General features: G+C 58.6%; 19 protein-coding genes. 8 read left to right on the top strand and 11 right to left on the bottom strand.

Annotated elements, in window-relative coordinates:
• The first annotated feature begins 493 nt into the window (after positions 1 to 493).
• From ABLU80_RS10535 to ABLU80_RS10525, 3 genes are all read left to right on the top strand, one after another.
• On the top strand, positions 494 to 1,501 hold the full coding sequence (locus ABLU80_RS10535) for a zinc-binding alcohol dehydrogenase family protein (protein WP_348849957.1): 1,008 nt from the start codon (positions 494 to 496) through the stop codon (positions 1,499 to 1,501).
• Positions 1,502 to 1,804: a putative quinol monooxygenase gene (locus ABLU80_RS10530; RefSeq protein WP_015369108.1), complete on the top strand. Its 303-nt coding sequence runs from the start codon at positions 1,502 to 1,504 to the stop codon at positions 1,802 to 1,804.
• Positions 1,805 to 1,961: 157 nt separating this feature from the next.
• Positions 1,962 to 3,011: an NAD(P)-dependent alcohol dehydrogenase gene (locus tag ABLU80_RS10525; RefSeq protein ID WP_032709443.1), complete on the top strand. Its 1,050-nt coding sequence runs from the start codon at positions 1,962 to 1,964 to the stop codon at positions 3,009 to 3,011.
• Here ABLU80_RS10525 and ABLU80_RS10520 read toward each other — a convergent pair.
• Both ABLU80_RS10520 and ABLU80_RS10515 read right to left on the bottom strand, forming a co-directional pair.
• Positions 3,008 to 3,961, bottom strand: a complete 954-nt coding sequence (locus ABLU80_RS10520; protein WP_047048047.1) for a helix-turn-helix domain-containing protein — start codon at positions 3,959 to 3,961, stop codon at positions 3,008 to 3,010. The genes ABLU80_RS10525 and ABLU80_RS10520 overlap by 4 nt on opposite strands.
• 21 nt (positions 3,962 to 3,982) lie before the next feature.
• Entirely contained in the window at positions 3,983 to 4,762 is a 780-nt protein-coding gene (locus ABLU80_RS10515; RefSeq protein WP_015703851.1) for an MBL fold metallo-hydrolase, read from the bottom strand.
• A 167-nt stretch (positions 4,763 to 4,929) separates the two neighbouring features.
• On the opposite strand from ABLU80_RS10515, the gene ABLU80_RS10510 reads away from it, so the two are divergent.
• Entirely contained in the window at positions 4,930 to 5,472 is a 543-nt protein-coding gene (locus ABLU80_RS10510; protein WP_045362966.1) for an NUDIX hydrolase, read from the top strand.
• On the opposite strand, the gene nlpA is transcribed toward ABLU80_RS10510, so the two are convergent.
• The 6 genes from nlpA to eefA all read right to left on the bottom strand — a co-directional run bounded on the left by nlpA (position 5,473) and on the right by eefA (position 14,647).
• Positions 5,473 to 6,282, bottom strand: a complete 810-nt coding sequence (nlpA, locus tag ABLU80_RS10505; RefSeq protein WP_015703853.1) for a lipoprotein NlpA — start codon at positions 6,280 to 6,282, stop codon at positions 5,473 to 5,475.
• A 188-nt stretch (positions 6,283 to 6,470) separates the two neighbouring features.
• Complete coding sequence (murP, locus tag ABLU80_RS10500; protein ID WP_015369101.1) at positions 6,471 to 7,904, bottom strand: PTS N-acetylmuramic acid transporter subunit IIBC; 1,434 nt, start codon at positions 7,902 to 7,904, stop codon at positions 6,471 to 6,473.
• Between the two features lie 24 nt (positions 7,905 to 7,928).
• Positions 7,929 to 8,831 carry an N-acetylmuramic acid 6-phosphate etherase gene (gene murQ / locus ABLU80_RS10495; protein WP_015369100.1) on the bottom strand — a complete coding sequence of 301 codons (903 nt, stop codon included), beginning with the start codon at positions 8,829 to 8,831 and terminating at the stop codon, positions 7,929 to 7,931.
• A 216-nt stretch (positions 8,832 to 9,047) separates the two neighbouring features.
• The gene (eefC, locus tag ABLU80_RS10490) at positions 9,048 to 10,412 is read right to left on the bottom strand and encodes a multidrug efflux RND transporter outer membrane subunit EefC (RefSeq protein WP_348849956.1); all 1,365 of its coding nucleotides are present in this window, start codon (positions 10,410 to 10,412) and stop codon (positions 9,048 to 9,050) included.
• Between the two features lie 3 nt (positions 10,413 to 10,415).
• Positions 10,416 to 13,523 (bottom strand): multidrug efflux RND transporter permease subunit EefB, encoded by a 3,108-nt coding sequence (gene eefB, locus ABLU80_RS10485; protein WP_047048178.1) that lies wholly within the window; start codon positions 13,521 to 13,523, stop codon positions 10,416 to 10,418.
• On the bottom strand, positions 13,523 to 14,647 hold the full coding sequence (gene eefA / locus ABLU80_RS10480; protein WP_042893671.1) for a multidrug efflux RND transporter periplasmic adaptor subunit EefA: 1,125 nt from the start codon (positions 14,645 to 14,647) through the stop codon (positions 13,523 to 13,525). The genes eefB and eefA overlap by 1 nt, the downstream gene beginning before the upstream one ends.
• Before the next feature lie 287 nt (positions 14,648 to 14,934).
• Between eefA and ABLU80_RS10475 the strand changes: the two genes are divergently transcribed.
• Positions 14,935 to 15,366: a GNAT family N-acetyltransferase gene (locus tag ABLU80_RS10475; RefSeq protein WP_348849955.1), complete on the top strand. Its 432-nt coding sequence runs from the start codon at positions 14,935 to 14,937 to the stop codon at positions 15,364 to 15,366.
• 160 nt (positions 15,367 to 15,526) lie between these two features.
• Here the strand turns inward: ABLU80_RS10475 and ABLU80_RS10470 are convergent, their stop codons facing one another.
• Entirely contained in the window at positions 15,527 to 16,174 is a 648-nt protein-coding gene (locus tag ABLU80_RS10470) for a TetR/AcrR family transcriptional regulator (protein WP_032709455.1), read from the bottom strand.
• Positions 16,175 to 16,254: 80 nt separating this feature from the next.
• On the opposite strand from ABLU80_RS10470, the gene ABLU80_RS10465 reads away from it, so the two are divergent.
• Positions 16,255 to 17,748, top strand: coding sequence for an MDR family MFS transporter (locus ABLU80_RS10465; protein ID WP_045375208.1), 1,494 nt, complete (start codon positions 16,255 to 16,257; stop codon positions 17,746 to 17,748).
• Here ABLU80_RS10465 and ABLU80_RS10460 read toward each other — a convergent pair.
• Positions 17,745 to 18,716, bottom strand: coding sequence for a LysR substrate-binding domain-containing protein (locus ABLU80_RS10460; RefSeq protein WP_161798755.1), 972 nt, complete (start codon positions 18,714 to 18,716; stop codon positions 17,745 to 17,747). The two genes, ABLU80_RS10465 and ABLU80_RS10460, sit on opposite strands and share 4 nt — an antisense overlap.
• Positions 18,717 to 18,755: 39 nt before the next feature.
• Between ABLU80_RS10460 and ABLU80_RS10455 the strand changes: the two genes are divergently transcribed.
• Together ABLU80_RS10455 and ABLU80_RS10450 are read left to right on the top strand one after the other, a co-directional pair.
• Positions 18,756 to 19,385: a pyridoxamine 5'-phosphate oxidase family protein gene (locus ABLU80_RS10455; RefSeq protein WP_046883273.1), complete on the top strand. Its 630-nt coding sequence runs from the start codon at positions 18,756 to 18,758 to the stop codon at positions 19,383 to 19,385.
• Complete coding sequence (locus tag ABLU80_RS10450; protein ID WP_046883272.1) at positions 19,385 to 19,855, top strand: nuclear transport factor 2 family protein; 471 nt, start codon at positions 19,385 to 19,387, stop codon at positions 19,853 to 19,855. Before ABLU80_RS10455 ends, ABLU80_RS10450 begins: the two co-directional genes overlap by 1 nt.
• Positions 19,856 to 19,874: 19 nt before the next feature.
• Here ABLU80_RS10450 and ABLU80_RS10445 read toward each other — a convergent pair whose 3' ends face one another.
• Entirely contained in the window at positions 19,875 to 20,411 is a 537-nt protein-coding gene (locus ABLU80_RS10445; protein ID WP_348849954.1) for a peroxidase-related enzyme, read from the bottom strand.
• Between the last annotated feature and the right edge of the window lie 103 nt (positions 20,412 to 20,514).

Genomic DNA, 20,514 nt, shown 5'->3' with positions numbered 1-20,514 from the left:
ATCCCTCACTTTATTTTTATAAGCGATAGAAGACCGTCGATTAATATCGACTTATTATTTTGTCTCAGTGGTGAAACTCTTAATTAAATAGCACGATGGTTTTATTTTTGTTCCAAATATGAAACTCTGTTTATTATTTGATAGAAGAAAAATCGCACGCAGGATGTCGGGAGTCAAGGTATAAACCTTGAGCCATAACGCAATATTATTATTCTGCCGGAGTGATATTAATATTTGCGACATGGAGGAGGAAACTTTCTCAAATATGAAACGCTATGCTTGTGATAATTTATATTGTTGAACCATCATGGTCCTGGTACCTGACCATCGCACTGTTTATCTGTAGTGACAGGCGGGCGCAGGATGGGTGGTGTCGCCGATTTTCACTTTTTTTATATAACTGTTATCGCCGCCGGGCCGTTTTTCCCGACGGTAGAGCGGTCTATCCTCGACGCATTCGCACCATGAATCCTTTTTGTAGACCGGAGAACCTATGAAAGCCATTGCCATTACCCATGCCGCCGCCGACGGCAGCAACATCCCCTTTTTACGCGATATCGATCTGCCGGATCCGCAGGCGCAGGGGCACGATCTACTGGTCGAGGTCAAAGCCATTTCGGTGAACCCGGTCGACACCAAAGTGCGCGCCAGTTTTAATGCCGATACCCCGCGGGTGCTGGGCTGGGATGCGGTTGGCGTGGTGAAAGCCGTTGGCGATGCGGTGACGCTATTCACGCCGGGCGATGAAGTGTGGTACGCCGGCGCGCTGGGCCGTCCCGGCAGTAACAGCGAACTGCAACTGGTTGATGAACGCATCGTGGCGCTGAAGCCGCGCTCGCTGGAGAATGCCGCCGCCGCCGCGCTGCCTCTGACCGCTATCACCGCCTGGGAATTGCTGTTCCACCGCCTTGGCGTGCAGGAAGGCGGTAACGACGGAGATACGCTGCTGATTGTCGGCGCGGCGGGCGGCGTTGGCTCTATCCTCACCCAGTTGGCCAGCAAACTCACCAACATGACGGTAATTGGTACCGCATCGCGCCCGGAAAGCCAGAAGTGGGTACGCGAGGCCGGGGCGCATCACGTCATTGACCACAGCAAGCCGCTCGGTGAAGAACTGGCGAAAATCGGCATTCATGCCGTGACCCACGTCGCCAGCCTGACCAATACCGATCAGCATTTTAACGAACTGATCGCCGCGCTCGCCCCGCAGGGTAAGCTGACGCTGATTGATGACCCGGAGAGCCTGGACGTGGTGCCGCTGAAAGCGAAAAGCATTTCGCTGCACTGGGAATTTATGTTCACCCGCTCAATGTTTGAGACGGATGACATGATCGCCCAACATCAGCTACTGACCCGCGTCGCCGCGTTGATTGACGATAACACGCTGCGCACCACCCTTGGCGAGCACTACGGAACCATCAACGCCGCCAACCTGCAAAAAGCCCACGCTAAGCTGGAAACCGGGCGCTCGGTCGGCAAAATCGTGCTGGAGGGTTTCTAAATGCGCGACGACACCATTGCGCTTATCGCGGTTCTGAAGGCGAAAGCCGGGCAAACCGAGGCCCTGCGCGACGCGCTGCAGGCGCTGCTGCTGCCAACCCGCGAGGAGCCGGGCAATCTCGACTACGCGCTGTTTCAGCTGCGCGACGCGCCGGATACCTTCTACATGCGTGAGTCCTGGCGCGACCAGCAGGCGCTGGATGAGCATATCGCCCAGCCCTACTTCCAGGCCTTTATCGGCCAGATGGAGAGCCTGCTCGCCGAGCCGCTGCGGCTGGATTATCTGACACCCATCGCGCCTTGATATCACGAGCGCCTCACCTCGGTGAGGCGCCTTCTTTAACCCTTCGAACTGCGCTTTTCTCATCCTGCCCTAACCAGGCTAAGCTTACCCTTGCCGCGCAAAAAACACTCACCCCCTTCCGCTTGATTTATCACGCTATTGCACAAGAGGTAATGCTATGCAGATCAACGCTATAGGTACGTACTCCGCCAGCCAGCCGCTCGAATCGATGTCTATCACCCGCCGCGAACCCGGCCCACAAGATGTGCAGATCGCTATTGCATACTGCGGCGTCTGCCATTCCGATCTCCATCAGGCGCGAGCGGAATGGGCCGGGACGCTGTATCCCTGCGTGCCGGGCCATGAAATCGTTGGCCGGGTGACGGCGGTCGGCGATGCCGTCTCAGGTTACGCCGTCGGCGATCTGGTGGGCGTCGGCTGTATGGTGGATAGCTGTAAGCAGTGCGAGGAGTGCGCTGAAGGGCTGGAGAACTACTGTGACCATATGGTGCTGACCTATAACGGGCCGACCCAGGACGCGCCGGGGCATACGCTGGGCGGTTATTCACAGCAGATCGTGGTCAATGAACGCTACGTACTGCGGATAAACCATCCCGAAGCGCAGCTCGCCGCCGTCGCGCCGCTGTTGTGCGCCGGGATCACGACCTATTCGCCGCTACGCCACTGGCACGCCGGGCCGGGCAAAAAAGTCGGCATCGTCGGCATCGGCGGTCTGGGACATATGGGGATCAAGTTGGCCCACGCCATGGGGGCCCACGTGGTGGCCTTTACCACCTCGGAATCCAAGCGCGACGCGGCCAGAGCGTTGGGCGCGGATGAGGTCGTGGTGTCGCGCAACGAAGACGAAATGGCGGCCCACGTCAAAAGTTTCGATTTCATCCTCAACACCGTGGCGGCGCCGCACAATCTCGATGCCTTCACCACGTTGCTGAAACGCGATGGCACCATGACGTTGGTTGGCGCCCCGGCCACGCCGCATCCATCGCCGGAAGTGTTCAATCTGATCTTCCGCCGCCGCTCGATTGCCGGCTCGATGATCGGCGGTATCCCGGAAACCCAGGAGATGCTCGACTTCTGCGCCGAACACGGCATCGTCGCCGATATTGAGCTGATTCGCGCCGATCAGATCAACGAAGCCTGGGAAAGAATGGTCAAGGGCGACGTGAAATATCGCTTCGTGATCGACAGTTCGACTCTCGCCGGCTAAACGCCGCGGCGGAAAGTCCGCCGCCACTCCGTCGGGCTAACGCCAAAACGCGCTTTAAACTGCTGGCGCCAGGTCACGGCGGAGAGATAGCCCACTGCTTCCGCCACCTGCTCGACCGGCAAATCCCCCGCTTCGAGCAGGCTCTGGCTGCGGCGCAGACGTTCAGCGGTCAACCAGTCGGCAATGCTCATCCCGGTCGCCCTGGCGAAGTGGCGGGTCAGGGTACGGCGGCTCATCGCCACCACCTCGGCCAGCGAATCAAGATTATGCGGCTCGGCAATGTGCTGCTGCAGATAATCCAGTAGACAATTAATCCGCGCATCGCGGGTGTTGCGCGGCACCGGCTGGGCGATAAACTGCGCCTGGCCGCCCTCGCGGTGCGGCGGCACGATCATCCGCCGGGCGATCTGGTTGGCGGCGAGGCTGCCAAAACGCTGGCGAATGATATACAGGCAGCAATCCAGCGCCGCGGCGGTCCCCGCCGAGGTAATCACCTTCTGGTCATCGACGTACAGGGCGTTGATATCAAGCTGAACCTGCGGAAACAGGCGCTGGAAATCCTGCTCGAACTCCCAGTGGGTCGCCGCCCGCTTACCGTCGAGCAGCCCGGCGTAGCCAAGGACAAACGCGCCGAGGCACAGGCCGACGATTTCCGCACCGTTATCGCGCGCTCGAACCAAACTCGCGATCAACGCCTGCGGCGGGCGCTGGTTGACCTCGCCCCAGTAGGGCACCACCACGATATCCGCCTGTTCCATCGCGGTAAAATCGCCGCTGGCGTACAGCGCAAAGCCGTCGCGGGCGCTGAGTAATCCCGGCTGTTCGGCGCAAATCTGCAGATTAAAACGTTTGGTTTCCGAGACCGTATCGCCAAACAGCATGCAGGGGACGGCATAATGAAACGGGCTAAAGCCTTCTACGGCGACAATCGCCACGTCGGTTAATGTCATCATCCCTTCCCCTTGAGCAGGTTAATAAACAACGGTTTCCCCATCCTGCGGAATACTCACTACCCCGGCAATCTGATTATCCGCGACGTACTGGCGCATCTCTTCGCGGCTCACCAGACAATGGTTGACCGCCTCCAGGTGGATGGCCATGATTTTCGCTTCCGGCAGGGCGAAATGCGCCTTCAGCAGGTCCTCTTTGCCCATGATGATCGGGCCAAAGCCGATAACGTGAGCGTAGCCGGCGTTCAGCACCACCACATCCGGGCGCAGCTTCAGCATGTCGGCTTCAATCTCATCGCGCCAGATGGTATCGCCAACCAGCCACAGCGTCTTTTCCTGCGGATGACGGAACACCACGCCGCAGGCCTCGCCCAGACGTTCAGCCATCGCCGGTACCGCATAGGTACGGTCGCTGCCATGTTGCCCGGAAGTGGTTTTCTGCAGATTTACGCCGGCAAATTCACTGTTTGCCGACAGCAGGCGGATATCCTGAAATCCCTGGCTGCGCAGCAGCGCGGCGTCGGCCTCATGCTGGACGAAAACCGGCAGAGTTTTTGGGATCGTGGCGATCGCCGCCTCGTCCCAATGATCGTCATGGGTATGGGTGACGATAACCGCATCGACGTCGATAATTTTTTCACGGGAAAACGGCAGCGCCACCAGCGGATTGCGCAGCTCGCTGCGCGCGGTTCCTGGAAATCCCGGCCAGGCGCCTTTGTCCGCCAGCATCGGGTCGATCAGGAATTTTTTACCTGCGTATTCAATAATCTGTGTAGCATTACGGATATGAGTGATGTTCATGTTAGCGTTCCTCTGTGGGGTAATCTGACGAACATCGTATTGCGTACCAGCCTGGCGTAATATGGGCATTTGGGCAATGATCGATGGAATCGGGCCAACCTGCGACGGTTGCCAATCGCAGCCGGCTATGTTGTTCTGAAGATTAAACTTTCTACAGGAATGGCAGGATGAAAAAGAAACTGACCGCCGCCGATATGCATAATCCGCAGATCATCGCCGAAACACCATGGTTCAGCATGCGCAAGGTAGGTATTGATGTCGCCCCCGGCGAGCGGCGCGACTTTTATTCCATTCACTATCCGCGCCCGGCGGTCGGGATTGTGGCGCTCCAGGATGACAAAGTGCTGCTAATTCGCCATTACCGCTATCTGATCGATAAGGTGGTGTGGGCTATCCCGTCAGGCGGCGTCGATGAAGGCGAAGAACCCGCCGTCGCCGCGCTGCGCGAACTGCGCGAAGAGACCGGCTGGCAGGCGCAACACGCTGAGGAAATCATCCGCTACAACCCGTCATACGGCAGCAGCGACCAGCTGTTTATCACCTGGCTCGCCACCGATTTAAGCTGGGTTGGCATGGACGCAGATCAGGATGAAGTGATGGAAACCGGCTGGTTTACCTTCGAGGAGATAAACCAGCTGATCGCCCGCGGCGAAATGCCGGACGGGCTGTCTCTGGTGCCGCTGCTGCACCTGATGGCGCAGCGTAGATGATTACCAGCCCGGTACCGCGCCGCCGTTGAAGATGGTTTCTGCCGCCTTCGCCACTTCCGGCGACTGGTACGACTGCATAAACTCTTTCACGTTTTCGGCATCTTTATTGTCTTCACGCGCCACAATGATGTTCACGTACGGCGAGTTTTTGTCTTCAATAAAGATGCCGTCGCGTACCGGAGATAACCCGGTTTGCTGCAGGTAGGTGGTACTGATAATGGCGACATCGACCTTCGGATCGTCCAGCACCCGCGGCAGCTGCGCGCCCTCCAGCTCCATAATTTTCAGGTTTCGCGGGTTACTGGTGATATCCACCGCCGTCGGCAGCAGGCCGGTACCCGCTTTGAGGGTAATCAGCTGCTCTTTTTGCAATAACAATAGCGCGCGGCCGAGGTTGGTCGGGTCATTGGGAATGGCGATGGTCGCGCCATCTTTAATATCGGCAACGGATTTAATCTTGCGCGAATAGCCGGCCATGGGAAAGACGAAAGTATTGCCGATGGCCACCAGGTGGTAGCCGTGCGCTTTGTTGTCTTGTTCCAGATAGGGACGATGCTGGAAGACGTTGGCATCCAGCTCCCCGGCGTTGGTAGCATCGTTCGGCAACAGCGAGCCGCTAAAGCCCACCAGCTCGACGTCGAGGCCATACTTTTCTTTCGCCACCTTCTTCGCCACTTCCGCCACATCCTGTTCCGCGCCGTTAATCACGCCGACTTTTATGTGTTTGGCATTGTCATTCTTCTGGTCACAGCCCGCTAACAGCAGGCCAGCCAGCATCACTGCCGCCGCCGTGCGTAAACGCAATTTCATCATCAGTACCCCATCAGTCCATGGAAAATCATTATTATTTTTCGAGCAAAACTATAACGATTTTGTGCTCGATTTTTAAACACGAAAAGGTATCAATAAGATGAAAATCGTCTAAGCGCCTTCCCCGGTAGCGCTTACGCTTACCGGGGCTACCGGCCGAATGCCTAACCATATCCGTGGAAATACGCTTAACTCAGGTCAACGTTTTTACTGGCGAACAGCCAGGTGAGGACAAAACCGCATAAATACGAAACCGCCAGACCGCCGGCGTACACCGCCATCCCGGCATAAATTCCGCTACCGGAGGTCATCAGCGGCAGCGCCACCAGCCCGGACGGGCCAAACACCGTGTTCAGGCCCACCGGCAGCCCCAGCCAGGCAATCAGGCCCACGAAGAAGCCGCCGCAGGCGCCGCCGATACAGGCGGTGATAAACGGTTTCATGCGCGGCAAGGTCACGCCGTAAATCAGCGGTTCGCCAATACCGAGGAAGCCCGGAATAATCGCCCCTTTGATTTGGGTTCGCAGCAGCGAATCGCGCTTCGCGCGCCAGAACAGCGCCAGCGCTGCACCCACCTGCCCAGCCCCGGCCATCGCCAGGATAGGAAACAGCGAGTTAAAGCCCTGCGCATCCACCAGCGCAAAATAGACCGGCACAAACCCCTGATGCACGCCGAACATCACCGCCAGCAGGAACAGCCCGGCCAGCACCGCCGAGCCAAACGGATTGCCGTTAAGATGCAGGAACAGCCACGACATACCGGTAAACAGCCAGCCGCCAATCGGCATAATCACCGTAAAGGTCACCGCGCCCATAATCAGCAGCGTCACCGCCGAGGTAAGGATCATATCGAGGTTAGCGGGCATTATCCGCCGCACCTGACGCTCCACCCACGCGCCAAGAATCGAGGCGATTAGCACGCCGATAATATTGCCGCGCGGGTCGATACCATGACCGAAGAAGGTCGAAATTCCGGCGTAGAATCCGCTGGTCGCTTCCGGGTTGTAGCCCAGCACGAACAGCGAGGCGATAATCGCGCCGTTCACGCCCGAACCGCCGAAGGCTTTCTGAGCGTTATAGCCAATCAGGATACTCAGGAAGGTAAACATCCCTTTGCTGAATACCTTCATATAACCAATCAGCGCCACCAGACTGGCGTTAGGATGCGCGTTCTCCAGCACGAAGATTTGTTCCGCCAGCGTGGCGAAGCCTAACAACAGCCCGACGGCGATAAAGCCGGGGATCAGCGGCGTAAAAATAGTGGCGAACTTCGCGAGAAACTTCTGTACCCCGCTGGTCTGCTTACTCTTTAACGCCTGCTTTTTCTCCGCTGCCACATCCGCCAGCGAGGTGGCTGCCTGCGGCGCCGCTTCCATCAGGCCGTTCATCATTTCTGCGGCGGTCTGCGCCTTGCCGGGACCTAATACCACCTGGAACTGTTCATCGCTGACGATAACCCCCATCACGCCGTCAATCTGGCGAATGGCGGCGCTATCGGCCAGGCTTTCATCGCGCAGGGTCAAGCGCAGGCGCGTCATGCAGTTACCCGCCTGCGCCACGTTTGCGGCCCCGCCGACGTGAGCCAGGATCCGCGCTATCATCTCTTTAGTTATTTTTGCCATTGCCTGTTACCTGTCTGTCGGCGCTCAGGTGTTGCTTAGCGCCTTGCGGATATAACCGTTGTTTTTCGCCAGCAGCGACTGCGCTTCTGCAGCGCTTAAGTCAGCCAACACCATCACAATCGCCGTCTTACAGTGGCGGCCACAGGCATCCAGCGCATTCTGCGCGGTGGCGCGATCGCAGTCGGTCGCTTCCATCACGATAGACACCTGGCGCTCAATCAGCTTGGCGTTGGTCGCTTCGACATCCACCATCAGGTTGCTGTAGACCTTGCCGATGCGGATCATCGCCCCGGTGGAGATCATGTTCAGCACCAGTTTCTGTGCGGTGCCGGCTTTCAGGCGGGTCGATCCGGTAACCACTTCCGGGCCGACCACCGGGGTAATTGCGACATCCGCCAGCTGCGCCATTTCACCGTGCGGGTTACAGCTGACGATAGCGACAAACGCATTTTGGCTATGGGCGTATTCCATCGCGCCAATGACGTACGGCGTACGCCCGCTGGCCGCCAGCCCCACCAGTACATCACGGTTGCTGAAGTTTAGGTTTTGCAGATCCATCGCCCCTTGCGCTTTATTGTCTTCCACGTTTTCCACGGCGCTCAGAATCGCTTTATGTCCGCCGGCGATAATCCCCACCACCTGTTCCGGACGGGTGCCAAAGGTCGGCGGGCATTCGCTGGCGTCCAGAATACCCAAACGCCCCGACGTGCCAGCGCCGATGTAAATCAGCCGTCCCCCGGCCCGCAGCGCCGCCGCCACTTTATCTACGACTTCCGCTATCTGCGGCAAGTAAGGCGTTATCGCCTGCGCCACTTGCTGATCTTCCTGGTTTATCACCGTCAGCATGTCGACAGTGGAGAGGGTGTCAATGTTGGCGCTGTTGGCGTTGCGTCGCTCGGTCAGCAGTTTGCTCAGGTCGATACTCATAAAAACCTCGTTATTCTCAGTTGCGCGCAGTATAAGGAATTTTTTATTCCATTCATGTGAAGAGTATCACGATTAATACGCTTGGGATAATAGGAGAATTGTAGGTATAGCCAGAGATATTGCGGTAATAAAGGTGGAATATTTTATTACCGCAATCTGGAGTTAACGCATGTGCCAGGAGTGATTAAGGTGCTATAACGCGTCCGAAGAGGAACATTAACTGGCGCCGCCGCCCAGCGATTGCCAGAGCGTAATGCGGTTATTGAGGTCGGTCTGCTGCAGCGACAGCAGCGTCGCCTTCGCCGACCACAGCGTCCGCTGGGCGGTCAGCACCGACAGATAGTCGCCGACCCCGGCCTGATAACTCTTCATCGCGATATCCAGCGACTTCTGCTCGGCGGCAACATACTGCTGCTGGGCATCGAGCTGTTCACTCAGCGTTTCCCGGCGCGCCAGCGCATCGGCAACGTCCTTAAAGGCGCTCTGAATGGATTTCTCGTAGGTGGCAATCAGCCCCTTTTTCTCAGCCTGCGCATAGCGTAGCTGCGCCAGATTACTGCCGCCGGTGAACAGCGGCAGGCTGATGGACGGGGCGAACGACCACACCTGCATGCCATGGCTAAACAGCGACGATAGTGAATCGCTGCCGACCCCGGCGCTGGCGGTCAGCGAAACGGACGGGAAAAAGTTCGCTCGCGCCGCACCGATATCGGCATTAGCGCTCTTGAGATTATGTTCCGCCTCCTGAATATCCGGCCGGCGCAACAGTACCGATGATGATACCCCCGCCGGCACCAGCGCGATGCTGTTATCCCCCAGGCTCTCCAGCGTACCGGGCAGCAGGCTCTCCGGCACGGTTTCCCCGGCCAGTAGGTTAATGGCGTTTTTATCCTGCGCCACCAGTGTACGATAGCTGGCGACGCTGGCTCGCGCCTGCTGATAGACGCTTTCCGCCGAACTTAAATCACCGGCGGAGGCGGTGCCCACCGCCATCTGGCGAGCGACGATTTTGCGCGAGTTCTCCGCGCTATCCATCGTCTGCTGCGCCAGCGCCAGATTGCTATTATCCGTCGCCAGCGTCACCCAGGCGGTGGTCAAATCGGCAATCATCGTCAGTCGGGTATTTTGCGCGGTGAATTCGCTGGCAAGCCAGCTTTCTCGCGCCGCGCGCGACAGGCTCTGGTTCTTGCCGAACAAGTCCAGTTCGAAGCTCGAGACCGCGCCGTCAGCCTGCGAGGTAGAACTTAGGCCGCTGGCGATCGTTTTGCTGCGGGTATGGCTCAGCTCGGCATCGACGGTGGGAAACAACGATGCGCGCGTTTCGCCATACTGGGCGCGAGCGGCTTCAATATCGGCTAATGCCTTTTGCACATCGCGGTTGCTGTTAAGCGCGATGCTGACCACTTTTTTTAACCGCGCATCATTGACCACTTTTTGCCAGTCGCCGACCACCGCCGTTGATTCGCCGTGCGCGCCGGGAAGGGTCGCCGGCACCGGCGCGGCCGGGCGCTCGTAGTGCGGGTCAAGAGAGACACAGCCCGCGGTCAGGAGCGCGATAAACATTAAACTCAAACGAAACATAACTTACTCCTGAGAAGGACGTGGGCGGGTAAAGAGACGCTTCACCAGCACAAAGAACAGCGGGACGAAGAACACCGCCAGCAGCGTCGCCGTCAGGGTGCCGCCGATAATCCCGGTACCAATCGCCACGCGGCTGTTGGCCCCGGCGCCGGTAGCAATGGCCAGCGGCAGTACTCCGGCGATAAATGCCAGCGAGGTCATGACAATCGGGCGCAGACGGGTCTGCGCGGCGCGGATCGCCGCCCGCGAGAGCGAATAGCCCTCATCCACCGCGGATTCAGCGAATTCAACGATAAGGATGGCGTTCTTCGACGACAGGCCAATAGTCGTCAACAGCGCCACCTGGAAATAGACGTCGTTACTTAAGCCGCGCAGCGTGGCCGCCAGCGCCGCGCCAAGCAGGCCTAACGGGATGACCATGATCACCGAGAACGGCACCGACCAGCTTTCATACAGCGCCGCCAGGCACAGGAACACCACCAGAATCGAAATGGCGTACAGGCTCATCGCCTGGCCGCTGGCCAGTTTTTCCTGTAGCGAAATACCGCTCCATGCCCAGGTGGAACCCGCCGGCAGGCTATTGGCCAGTTTTTCCATTTTGTCCATTGCCGCACCTGAGCTGAAGCCCGCGGCGTTTTCCCCCTGGATCTCAAAGGCGGCCGAGCCGTTGTAACGTACCAGGCTTTCCGGGCCGTATTCCCAATGGGTGGTGGCGAACGCGGTGAACGGCGTCATGCTGTTATCGCTGCCGCGGACAAACCATTTACCAAGATCGGACGGCACGGCGCGCGCGTCGCTCTCGCCCTGGATATAGACCTTTTTCACCCGGCCGCGATCGATAAAGTCGTTGACGTACGTGCCGCCCCAGGCGCTGGAGAGCGTATCGGTCACGTCGCTGAGCGACAGCCCCAGCGAGACGGCTTTATTGTTATCGATATCCACCTGCAGCTGTGGCATTTGTGGCAGATCGTTGGCGCGAACCGACTGCAGTTCGCCGCTCTGATTGGCTGCGGCCAGCAGTTGGCTGCGCAGCTTCATCAGGCTATCGCGATCGGTACCCCCGCTGGCCATCAGCTCGAAAGTGAAGCCATTACTTTGCCCAAGGCCATCCACCGATGGCGGCGTCATGGCGAACAGGGTGGCGTCGCGGATCGCGCCCAGCTCTTTGTTGGCGCGCAGCGCAATGGCCTGCGCGGTATTTTCGTCGCCTTTGCGCTGCGACCAGTTTTTCAATGAGACGAAGGCCATTCCGGCGTTCTGACCGCTGCCGCTGAAACTGAAGCCGTCGACGGTGAAGATAACCTCGGTATTGGCTTTCTCTTTGGTAAGGAACCAGTCGGTCACCTGACGGCGCACCTCGGCGGTACGCACCGCCGTCGCCCCGGCAGGCAAGGTGTACTGGACCATTATTTCGCCCTGATCCTCCACCGGCAGAAAGCTGCCCGGAAGTTTCCACATCGCCAACGCCATCGCCCCGCAAATCAAGGCGTAAGCGCCCATCATCACCGCGCCGCGGCGTAGGCCGCCGAGTACGCGACGCTGGTAGCCATCTTCCGTACGCCCCCACAGGCGATTAAAGGCGCCGAAGAAACCTTTGTCATGAGGTTTGGAGTGGCTTAGCAGCGCGCCGCACAGCGCCGGAGTGAGGGTTAACGCTACGACCACCGACAGCATCATCGCCGAGATAATCGTCACCGAGAACTGGCGATAGATTACCCCGGTCGAACCGCCGAAAAAGGCCATTGGCAGGAATACCGCCGACAGCACCAGGGCGATCGCCACCAGCGCGCCGGAGATTTCGCCCATCGATTTTTCGGTGGCTTCGCGGGCGGGCAGCCCTTCGTCGCGCATAATCCGTTCGACGTTTTCCACCACCACAATGGCATCATCCACCAGCAGGCCGATCGCCAGCACCATGGCAAACAGCGTCAGGGTATTAATGGAGTAGCCGAACAGCGCCAGCACCCCAAAGGTGCCAAGTAACACGACCGGTACCGCTACCGCCGGAATGAGCGTCGCGCGGAAATTCTGCAGGAACAGATACATTACGCAGACCACGAGGATAATCGCCTCAAACAGGGTCTGAATGACGTCCTCGACCGAGATTTTGATGAACTCGGTGCTGTCTTTCGGGTAGGCGATATCGTAGCCCTGCGGCATCTGACGCTGGAATTCAGCGATTTTGCTTTTCACCAGCGTCGCGGTATCCAGCGCATTGGCGCCGGGCGCCATCATCACCGCAATCCCGGCGGCGGGATGGCCGTTCAGATTAGCGGTAGCGGTGTAATCCTCGCTGCCCATCTCCACCCGCGCGACATCGCTCAGGCGCACCACCGACCCGTCTGACTGGCTCTTCACGATGATCGCTTTGAACTGGTCAGGCGTTTGCAGCCGCGACTGCGCGCGCACGGTAGCAGTCAATTGCTGGGCATTGGACGACGGTAGCGCGCCGATTTTACCCGCGGAGACCTGCACGTTCTGCGCCTCAATCGCCGACTGTACGTCGGAAGGCATCAACGAGTAAGAGGCGAGTTTGGTCGGATCCATCCAGATGCGCATCGCGTATTCGGCGCCGAATACCTGCAGGCTGCCGACGCCCTCCACGCGCGCCAGCGGGTCCTGCATATTGCTGACCAGCCAGTCGGAGATATCAGAACTGGTGGCGCGGTTGGTTTTGTCATACACCGCGAGGATTAACAGGAAGCTGCTTTGCGATTTTTCTACCGTTACGCCAGATTGCTGTACTTCACTCGGCAGACGCGATTCCGCCTGCTGCACTTTGTTTTGCACCTGTACCTGAGCGGTATCCGGATCGGTTCCCTGCTCAAAGGTGACGGTAATACTTACCGTACCATCCGAACTGCTGGTGGAGGTGAAATAAAGTAAGTTATCCAGCCCGGTGAGCTGCTGCTCGATAACCTGGGTGACGCTGTTTTCGAGGGTTTCTGCGGAAGCTCCAGTATAGGTCGCGGATATTTTTACTGCTGGCGGGGCGACGTCCGGATATTGTCCCACCGGCAGCGTGCGGATCGCCAGCGCCCCGGCAAGCATGATAAGGATAGCGATCACCCAGGCAAAGACCGGGCGACGCACGAAGAAACGGGAGAACATCAGGCATTGCCTCCGTTATTTTTGACGGCAACGACCTTCACCGCTTGTCCGGGGGACACTTTACCGGTGCCTTCGACAATCAGCTTGTCGCCCGCTTTCAGACCGCTCAGCACCAGCCATTTATCACCGTAGGTATCGCCGGTTTGCACGGTACGCTGCTCAACGTTGTTGTCGGCATCGACAACCAGCGCCGTGGCGTCGCCTTTGGCATCGCGGGTGATACCCTGCTGCGGCGCGAGGATCGCGTCGTTCATGATGCCTTCATCGATACGCGCGCGGACAAACATTCCCGGCAGCAGGACGTGCTGCGGGTTGGGGAAGATGGCGCGCAGAGTCACCGAGCCTGTGGATTCATCGACGGCGACTTCGGTGAGCGCCAGACGCCCTTTTTCGGGATAGGTACTGCCATCCTCAAGGGTTAACGTCACGCTGAGGGTATCGCTGTTGCTGGCCAGGCTCTGCCTGCGTAAACGCAGGAGATCGACACTGGATCGCGTCAGATCGACATACATGGTGTCGAGGCCGCGGATCGTCGCCAGCGCGGTATCCTGGTCGGCAGAGACCAGCGCTCCCGGTGTGACCGAGGAGATGCCGATGCGCCCGGCAATCGGCGCGGTGACGGTGGTCCAGTTCAGGTTGATGCGCGCGCTCTCGAGCGCCGCTTTTTTCGACTCCACGCTGGCCTTGTCTTGGGCGCAGGCGGAGGCGGCGTCGTCGGCATCCTGGCGAGAGACGCCGTTATCTCTGACCAACGACGCGTAGCGCTGGGCTTTCTGGCAATCAGAGACCACCAGCGCCTGCGCCTGCTTCAACGCGGCCGCCGCTTCGTTCCAGGTGGCGCGATAACTGGAGGGATCGATCTGGTAAAGGGCCTGTCCGGCCTTCACCATATCGCCTTCGGTAAACAGGCGCTTCTGAATGATACCGCCGACCTGCGGGCGCACTTCGGCGCTGAGCGAGGCGGTAGTGCGGCCAGTCAGTTGGCTGACCACCGGCACCGGCTGGGCTTGCAGCGTAACAATTCCCACCTCCGGCGTGGGTTGTTGCGGCGCAGTTGTCTGCACATTATCGCATCCGCTCAGGAGAAATAATGCTGTTGCGATGGGGGCTATGATGTGTTTCATTTTATTTTCTCAAGATGTAAGACGTCCCCCCGTGAATTAAATCGCGAGGAAAAGAGGGGCGCGGTGACATTTCGTCTCAATGGAAATATCGCAATGGAGCTTAGATGTTCCTTAACACTATTATTATTGTGGGGATTCTCAGCCCGCCCTTTCGAAAGTCATGGAAAGGTTATTTCGCTTACTTTGAAGGTCAAAATTAAGACAAAAAATAATGGAGAAAATAAGAATATTTTGTGAAAGTCAGGAGAGGAAAATATAACGAAAGCCTGTGCAACTGGAGAAACTTAATGGCTCTAATAATTACAAAAAGCATTAATCCCGACGATCAACAAGAATTGTTTGCCGGCCTACGGCAGTATAATCAGCAGTATCTCGACGCAGATCAGTTTGGCGATCTGGGCATTTACTCCCGCGATGAGCAAGCGGTGATGCGCGGCGGGCTTATCGCCAAACGCAAAGGCAACTGGCTGTGTATCGAATACCTGTGGGTGAGCGAAGCGACGCGCGGCAACGGTCTGGGCCGCGAGCTTATGCAGGAAGCGGAACGGCAGGCGCAGGCGTTGGGCTGCAGCCATCTCCTGGTCGATACCTTCAGCTTCCAGGCGCTGCCGTTTTATCAGAAATTAGGCTATCAGTTGCAGATGTCGCTGCCCGATTTCCCGCACGCGGGTATGCAACGCCACTATTTGTCGAAAGCGCTTAACGATAACCGTGGATAAGGCGCGACTTTTGCGCCGGATGGCGGCTACGCCTTATCCGGCCTACAGTTCTTTGGTAGCCCGGACAAGGCGCAACGCGCCGCCTCCGGGAAAATCCCTGCGCCAGGAGAGCCATAAGGCAGAAGCAGTATCAGCATCGGAATTAACACAAAATCACACCTTAACCGCCGACCCCGTGGCCCATTAACGCCAGCGCGTGGCTAACAATGGTCTGCCGGGTTACCGCCTGTAAACGCGGGTCGCTATGGATGCGCGAGAACGGCACCAGCACCAGGCTAATCACCGTGGTAAACAGCAGTTCCGGCGCCAGCGCCGGGTTAATTTTCCCCTCCTGCTGCCAGCGGCGAACCGTCTCCAGCATCACCTGAAAACGCTCCTCGCCGAAGCGCGCATCCATGTGCTGGCGCAGCATCGGCATCTCGCCGATGATCTCCTGCATCCACAGCGGCGCGAACCAGGCATTTTGCTCCGCCATGTCCGCCAGCGTCTCAACCATCATCGTCAACGCCGTCACCGGATCCTGCGGATGGTCGACGAAAATGCGGCTGATATCGTTGCGCAGCGGCATAAAGCGCTCTTCCAGCAAATTCTCAATCAGCGCTTCCCGCGACGTAAAATAGTAATTCAGCATCGCCGGCGTCACCCCGGCCTCTTTGGCAATGGCATTGAGCGACACGCGGGCCGCGCCGTGACGAGCAAACAGCGCCAGGGCGATATCTATCAACTGCTCGCGGTTAGCGGTTCCCGGTTTTTTACCGCGTGGCCGACCGGGGCGACGCGGCGCTTCATTAGCTTTTTGTGCTGGCATATGTTGGCGATCTCTTGACCCGATTCATCATTTCCCTAAATATTAATTATGCATTTAATTAATTTCAAGCGAGTGATGCAATGACATCTGAAGTCGCAAGCCAACCGGCGCCGTCAATCCGCCTGCTGTTCAGCGCCCTGTTGCTGGTGATGCTGCTGTCGGCGCTGGACCAGACCATCGTCTCCACCGCCTTGCCAACTATCGTTGGCGAGCTCGGCGGGCTGGATAAACTCTCGTGGGTGGTCACCGCCTATATCCTCAGCTCGACCATCGTAGTGCCGCTGTACGGTAAATTCGGCGATCTGTTCGGGCGTAAAATCGTGCTGCAGGTGGCGATCGTGCTGTTTCTTGCCGGTTCCGCGCTCTGCGGGCTGGCGCAAAACATGACGCAACTAGTGCTGATGCGCGCGCTACAGGGGCTCGGCGGCGGCGGCCTGATGGTGATCAGCATGGCGGCGGTCGCCGACGTTATCCCACCCGCCAACCGGGGACGCTATCAGGGGCTGTTCGGCGGCGTCTTCGGCCTGGCGACGGTTATCGGCCCGCTGATCGGCGGTTTCCTGGTACAGCACGCCTCGTGGCGCTGGATTTTCTATATCAACCTGCCGCTGGGTCTGTTCGCGCTGCTGGTGATCGGCGCGGTATTCCACAGCAGCAACAAACGCAGCCAGCATCAGATTGACTGGCTGGGGGCGATTTACCTCAGCATGGCGCTGTTGTGCATCATCCTGTTTACCTCGGAAGGCGGCAGCGTCCATGCGTGGAATGACCCGCAGCTGTGGTGCATTCTGGCCTTCGGCATCGTGGGGATCATCGGCTTTATCTACGAAGAACGGATCGCCGCCGAGCCGATTATTCCACTGTCGCTATTCCGCAACCGCAGCTTCCTGCTGTGTAGTCTGATTGGCTTTGTTATCGGCATGTCGCTGTTCGGTTCGGTCACTTTCCTGCCGCTCTATCTGCAGGTGGTGAAAGAGGCGACGCCAACCGAGGCCGGGTTACAGTTAATCCCGCTGATGGGCGGCCTGTTGCTGACCTCGATCATCAGCGGCCGGGTGATTAGCCACACCGGGAAATACCGGATTTTCCCGATTATCGGTACCCTGCTCGGCGTGACCGGCATGGTGCTGCTGACCCGCATCACCATACATTCGCCAATGTGGCAGTTATACCTGTTTACCGGCGTGCTCGGCGCGGGCCTGGGGCTGGTGATGCAGGTACTGGTGCTGGCGGTACAGAACGCGATGCCGGCGCAGATGTACGGCGTCGCCACTTCCGGCGTGACCCTGTTCCGCTCGATTGGCGGCTCCATCGGCGTGGCATTGTTCGGCGCGGTCTTTACCCATGTGCTGCAAAATAACCTGCAGAAACTGCTGCCGGAGGGCGCGGTGCTGCCGCCAGCCATGAACCCGGTGGCGGTACAGCATCTGCCAGCGGCGATCCGTCTCGATTATCTCGACGCCTTCGGCGCGGCGATCCATGCGGCATTCCTGATGGCGGCCTGCATTATGGCCGTCGCGTTTGTCCTTTCCTGGCTATTGAAGGAGGCGCCGCTGAAAACCGCGGCGCATTAAACGGCCCCGGCAATGCGTAGCAAGGACTGGCGCAGCGCCGGCGCGGCAAAATCGATAAATTTCCGCAGCTTAAGCGGAGCCAGCTCCCGCGCGGTATATAACAAATGAACCGGCGCGGGCTCCGGCTCGACGCTTTCCAGCAGCAGACGCAGTTCCCCGCAGCGCAGGCCATCCAGCGCCTGGTAGTGTAGCAAGCGGGCCACGCCAACGCCCAGCCGCGCGGCATCGGCGGCGCTCTCCGGCGTGGTGACGGCTAACACCGGCGGCAGATGAATGAGCTGGTCCTCGCGCTCAACGGCGCGAAAGCGCCAGCCGCGATAGGGCATCGGCGATTCAATACGGATGATCGGCAGCGCCGCCAGATCGCGCGGCCGCTGCGGTTCGCCGTATTTCGCCAACAGCGCGGGGTGGGCGCAGGCTACAATGCGCATCGCGCCGAGCCGGGTCGCCACCATGCTGCTATCAGCCAGTTCGCCAATCCGTACCGCCAGATCGATATGGTCGTCGACCAGATCGGCATTACTGTCGCTAAGTAACAAACGTACGCGAATTTGCGGATAACGGGCGATAAATTCACTAATGACTGGCAGAACGTGCTGGCGACCAAACATCGTCGGCGCGGAGATCACCAGCTCGCCCTTCGGCTCTTGGTATTCACCCGTTGCCCGGCGTTCGGCGTTTTCCACCTCTTCGAGGATCCGCCGCGCGGCGGCGACATAATCGACGCCGGCATCGGTGAGGGTGAGTTTACGGGTGGTGCGCGTCAATAAACGGACTCCCAGCGCGCTCTCCAGCTCGCCGATATTACGGCTCACGGTAGTCAACGGCGTATTCAGCGCCCGCGCCGCCGCCGACATACTGCCCAGTTCAGTGACTTTCACCAGCAGCGCCATAGCGCTTAATCGGTCCATTATTCTCCCGCTTTTCGGAAAGATGATTACCAGATAAGCAGTATTATCATTTTTCACAGCACAGTCCATGATAGCCCCCTACCTTCAGGAGGCGTTATGGCAGCAACCTTTCTCGATATCGCTATCACCCCGGATGTCATGGATGTGCAACATGAAATGGGCAGCGACCAGCTGTGGCAAACGCCGCACAGCCGCCGTCAGGCGGATCGCTTCGGCGCTAGCGAAGAGGGGATGATCGCTACCCGCGACAGTTTTTATCTGGCGACGGTGTCGCAAAGCGGCTGGCCCTACATTCAGCATCGCGGCGGCCCGCCGGGTTTTCTGCGCCTGCTGGATGACACCACGCTGGCCATGGCCGATTTCGGCGGTAATCGGCAGTACATTACCACCGGCAACCTGCGCGGCAGCGACCGGGCCTGCCTCTTTTTGATGGATTACCCGCGCCGTGCCAGGCTGAAAATCTACGCCACCGTCGAGGTGCTGGCGGCGGAAGAGCAGCCTGAGCTGCTGGCATTAGTGACGCCGGCAAACTATCGCGCCCGCATCGAACGCCTGTTTCGTTTTCATCTGCAGGCTTTTGACTGGAACTGCCCGCAGCACATTACGCCGCGCTACAGCGCACAGCAGGTCGCGGAATACAGCCAGAGCCTGCAAGAGCGTATTCATGAACTGGAGCAGGAGAATCAGCGCCTGCAGCAACAATTATCCCCAAAAGGAGAGTTTTGATGAGCGAACAACGTCCCCCGTTACCGCCGTTTACCCGCGATAGCGCCGTGCAGAAGGTGCGCGCCGCCGAAGATGGCTGGAACAGCCGCGATGCGCAAAAAGTCGCGCTGGCTTATACCGTGGATAGCGAATGGCGCAACCGCAGCGAATTTGTCCACGGACGGGGGCAAATCGTGGAGTTTCTGCAGCGAAAATGGCGTAAAGAGCTGCAATACCGGCTGATTAAGGAGCTTTGGGCGTGGCAGGATAATCGCATCGCCGTACGCTTTGCCTACGAGTGGTGCGACGACAGCGGCAACTGGTTTCGTTCATACGGCAATGAAAACTGGCAGTTTGATGAGCACGGGCTAATGTCCACGCGCTACGCCTGCATCAACGATTTGCCGATCGCGGAAAGCGAGCGCCTGTTCCACTGGCCCCAGGGTCGCCGCCCTGACGATCATCCGGGGCTAAGCGAATTGGGACTGTAAACAGGCGCGCGACGACGGGTTAATCGGCTTTCGGGAAGTCCACTACCGTGTCGTTAACCCGGTTCACCATGTTGGTGAACAGGATGGCGCTGACGGCGCTGATGATCTCAATCACCTGCTGGTCGCTAAAACCGGCGTGACGCAGCGCGGCGACATCCGCTTCCGGCAGCGTACCGGTGGTGGTCACCAGGGTTTGGGCGAATTTCACCAGCGCGTCCAGGTGCGCATCTTCCGTATACTCGCCGCGGCGCAGGGCGTGGATTTGCTCGCCGCTGAAGCCCGCTTTTTTGGCCATCAGGGTATGGGCGGCCAGGCAGTAATCACAGCCGGTCGCTTCGCTGACCGATAAATTAATCGTTTCCAGCTCCTGCGCGCTAAGGCTGCTTTTATGCAGCATCGCGTTGTGCGCCAGCGCCTGCTGGAGCGCCGCCGGCGAGTGGCCGCCGATGGTCAGATAGGCATTCGGCACTTTACCCATCGCTTTTTTAATTCCGGCGAAAATATCGGCGGCTTTACCGGTGGCATCTTGTTCACGGATATCGGCTAAACGGCTCATGGTGTACTCCTGTTATTTGAGGGTATGTTGTGGCAATGGAGACATCTTAGTGGTCGGCGACGTGCTAGACTGGCGCTCTTCGTCTCATTTTTTTGTCTTATCG

This window comes from Klebsiella sp. CN_Kp104, from assembly GCF_040064515.1.
Taxonomy (GTDB): domain Bacteria; phylum Pseudomonadota; class Gammaproteobacteria; order Enterobacterales; family Enterobacteriaceae; genus Klebsiella; species Klebsiella aerogenes.
Note: the sequence above shows the minus strand (reverse complement) of the source record. Positions and strands in the feature narration are given on the sequence as shown.

What these genes read in the sequence shown, in the direction of transcription:
- ABLU80_RS10450 (WP_046883272.1), top strand. Translation starts at nt 19,385, where the DNA reads ATGAGCGAACAACGTCCCCCGTTACCGCCGTTTACCCGCGATAGCGCC.
- eefB (WP_047048178.1), bottom strand. Translation starts at nt 13,523, where the DNA reads ATGTTCTCCCGTTTCTTCGTGCGTCGCCCGGTCTTTGCCTGGGTGATC.
- ABLU80_RS10470 (WP_032709455.1), bottom strand. Translation starts at nt 16,174, where the DNA reads ATGCCAGCACAAAAAGCTAATGAAGCGCCGCGTCGCCCCGGTCGGCCA.
- eefC (WP_348849956.1), bottom strand. Translation starts at nt 10,412, where the DNA reads ATGTTTCGTTTGAGTTTAATGTTTATCGCGCTCCTGACCGCGGGCTGT.
- ABLU80_RS10510 (WP_045362966.1), top strand. Translation starts at nt 4,930, where the DNA reads ATGAAAAAGAAACTGACCGCCGCCGATATGCATAATCCGCAGATCATC.
- murP (WP_015369101.1), bottom strand. Translation starts at nt 7,904, where the DNA reads ATGGCAAAAATAACTAAAGAGATGATAGCGCGGATCCTGGCTCACGTC.
- ABLU80_RS10535 (WP_348849957.1), top strand. Translation starts at nt 494, where the DNA reads ATGAAAGCCATTGCCATTACCCATGCCGCCGCCGACGGCAGCAACATC.
- ABLU80_RS10525 (WP_032709443.1), top strand. Translation starts at nt 1,962, where the DNA reads ATGCAGATCAACGCTATAGGTACGTACTCCGCCAGCCAGCCGCTCGAA.
- nlpA (WP_015703853.1), bottom strand. Translation starts at nt 6,282, where the DNA reads ATGAAATTGCGTTTACGCACGGCGGCGGCAGTGATGCTGGCTGGCCTG.
- ABLU80_RS10515 (WP_015703851.1), bottom strand. Translation starts at nt 4,762, where the DNA reads ATGAACATCACTCATATCCGTAATGCTACACAGATTATTGAATACGCA.
- ABLU80_RS10455 (WP_046883273.1), top strand. Translation starts at nt 18,756, where the DNA reads ATGGCAGCAACCTTTCTCGATATCGCTATCACCCCGGATGTCATGGAT.
- murQ (WP_015369100.1), bottom strand. Translation starts at nt 8,831, where the DNA reads ATGAGTATCGACCTGAGCAAACTGCTGACCGAGCGACGCAACGCCAAC.
- ABLU80_RS10520 (WP_047048047.1), bottom strand. Translation starts at nt 3,961, where the DNA reads ATGACATTAACCGACGTGGCGATTGTCGCCGTAGAAGGCTTTAGCCCG.
- ABLU80_RS10475 (WP_348849955.1), top strand. Translation starts at nt 14,935, where the DNA reads ATGGCTCTAATAATTACAAAAAGCATTAATCCCGACGATCAACAAGAA.
- ABLU80_RS10445 (WP_348849954.1), bottom strand. Translation starts at nt 20,411, where the DNA reads ATGAGCCGTTTAGCCGATATCCGTGAACAAGATGCCACCGGTAAAGCC.
- ABLU80_RS10530 (WP_015369108.1), top strand. Translation starts at nt 1,502, where the DNA reads ATGCGCGACGACACCATTGCGCTTATCGCGGTTCTGAAGGCGAAAGCC.
- eefA (WP_042893671.1), bottom strand. Translation starts at nt 14,647, where the DNA reads ATGAAACACATCATAGCCCCCATCGCAACAGCATTATTTCTCCTGAGC.
- ABLU80_RS10465 (WP_045375208.1), top strand. Translation starts at nt 16,255, where the DNA reads ATGACATCTGAAGTCGCAAGCCAACCGGCGCCGTCAATCCGCCTGCTG.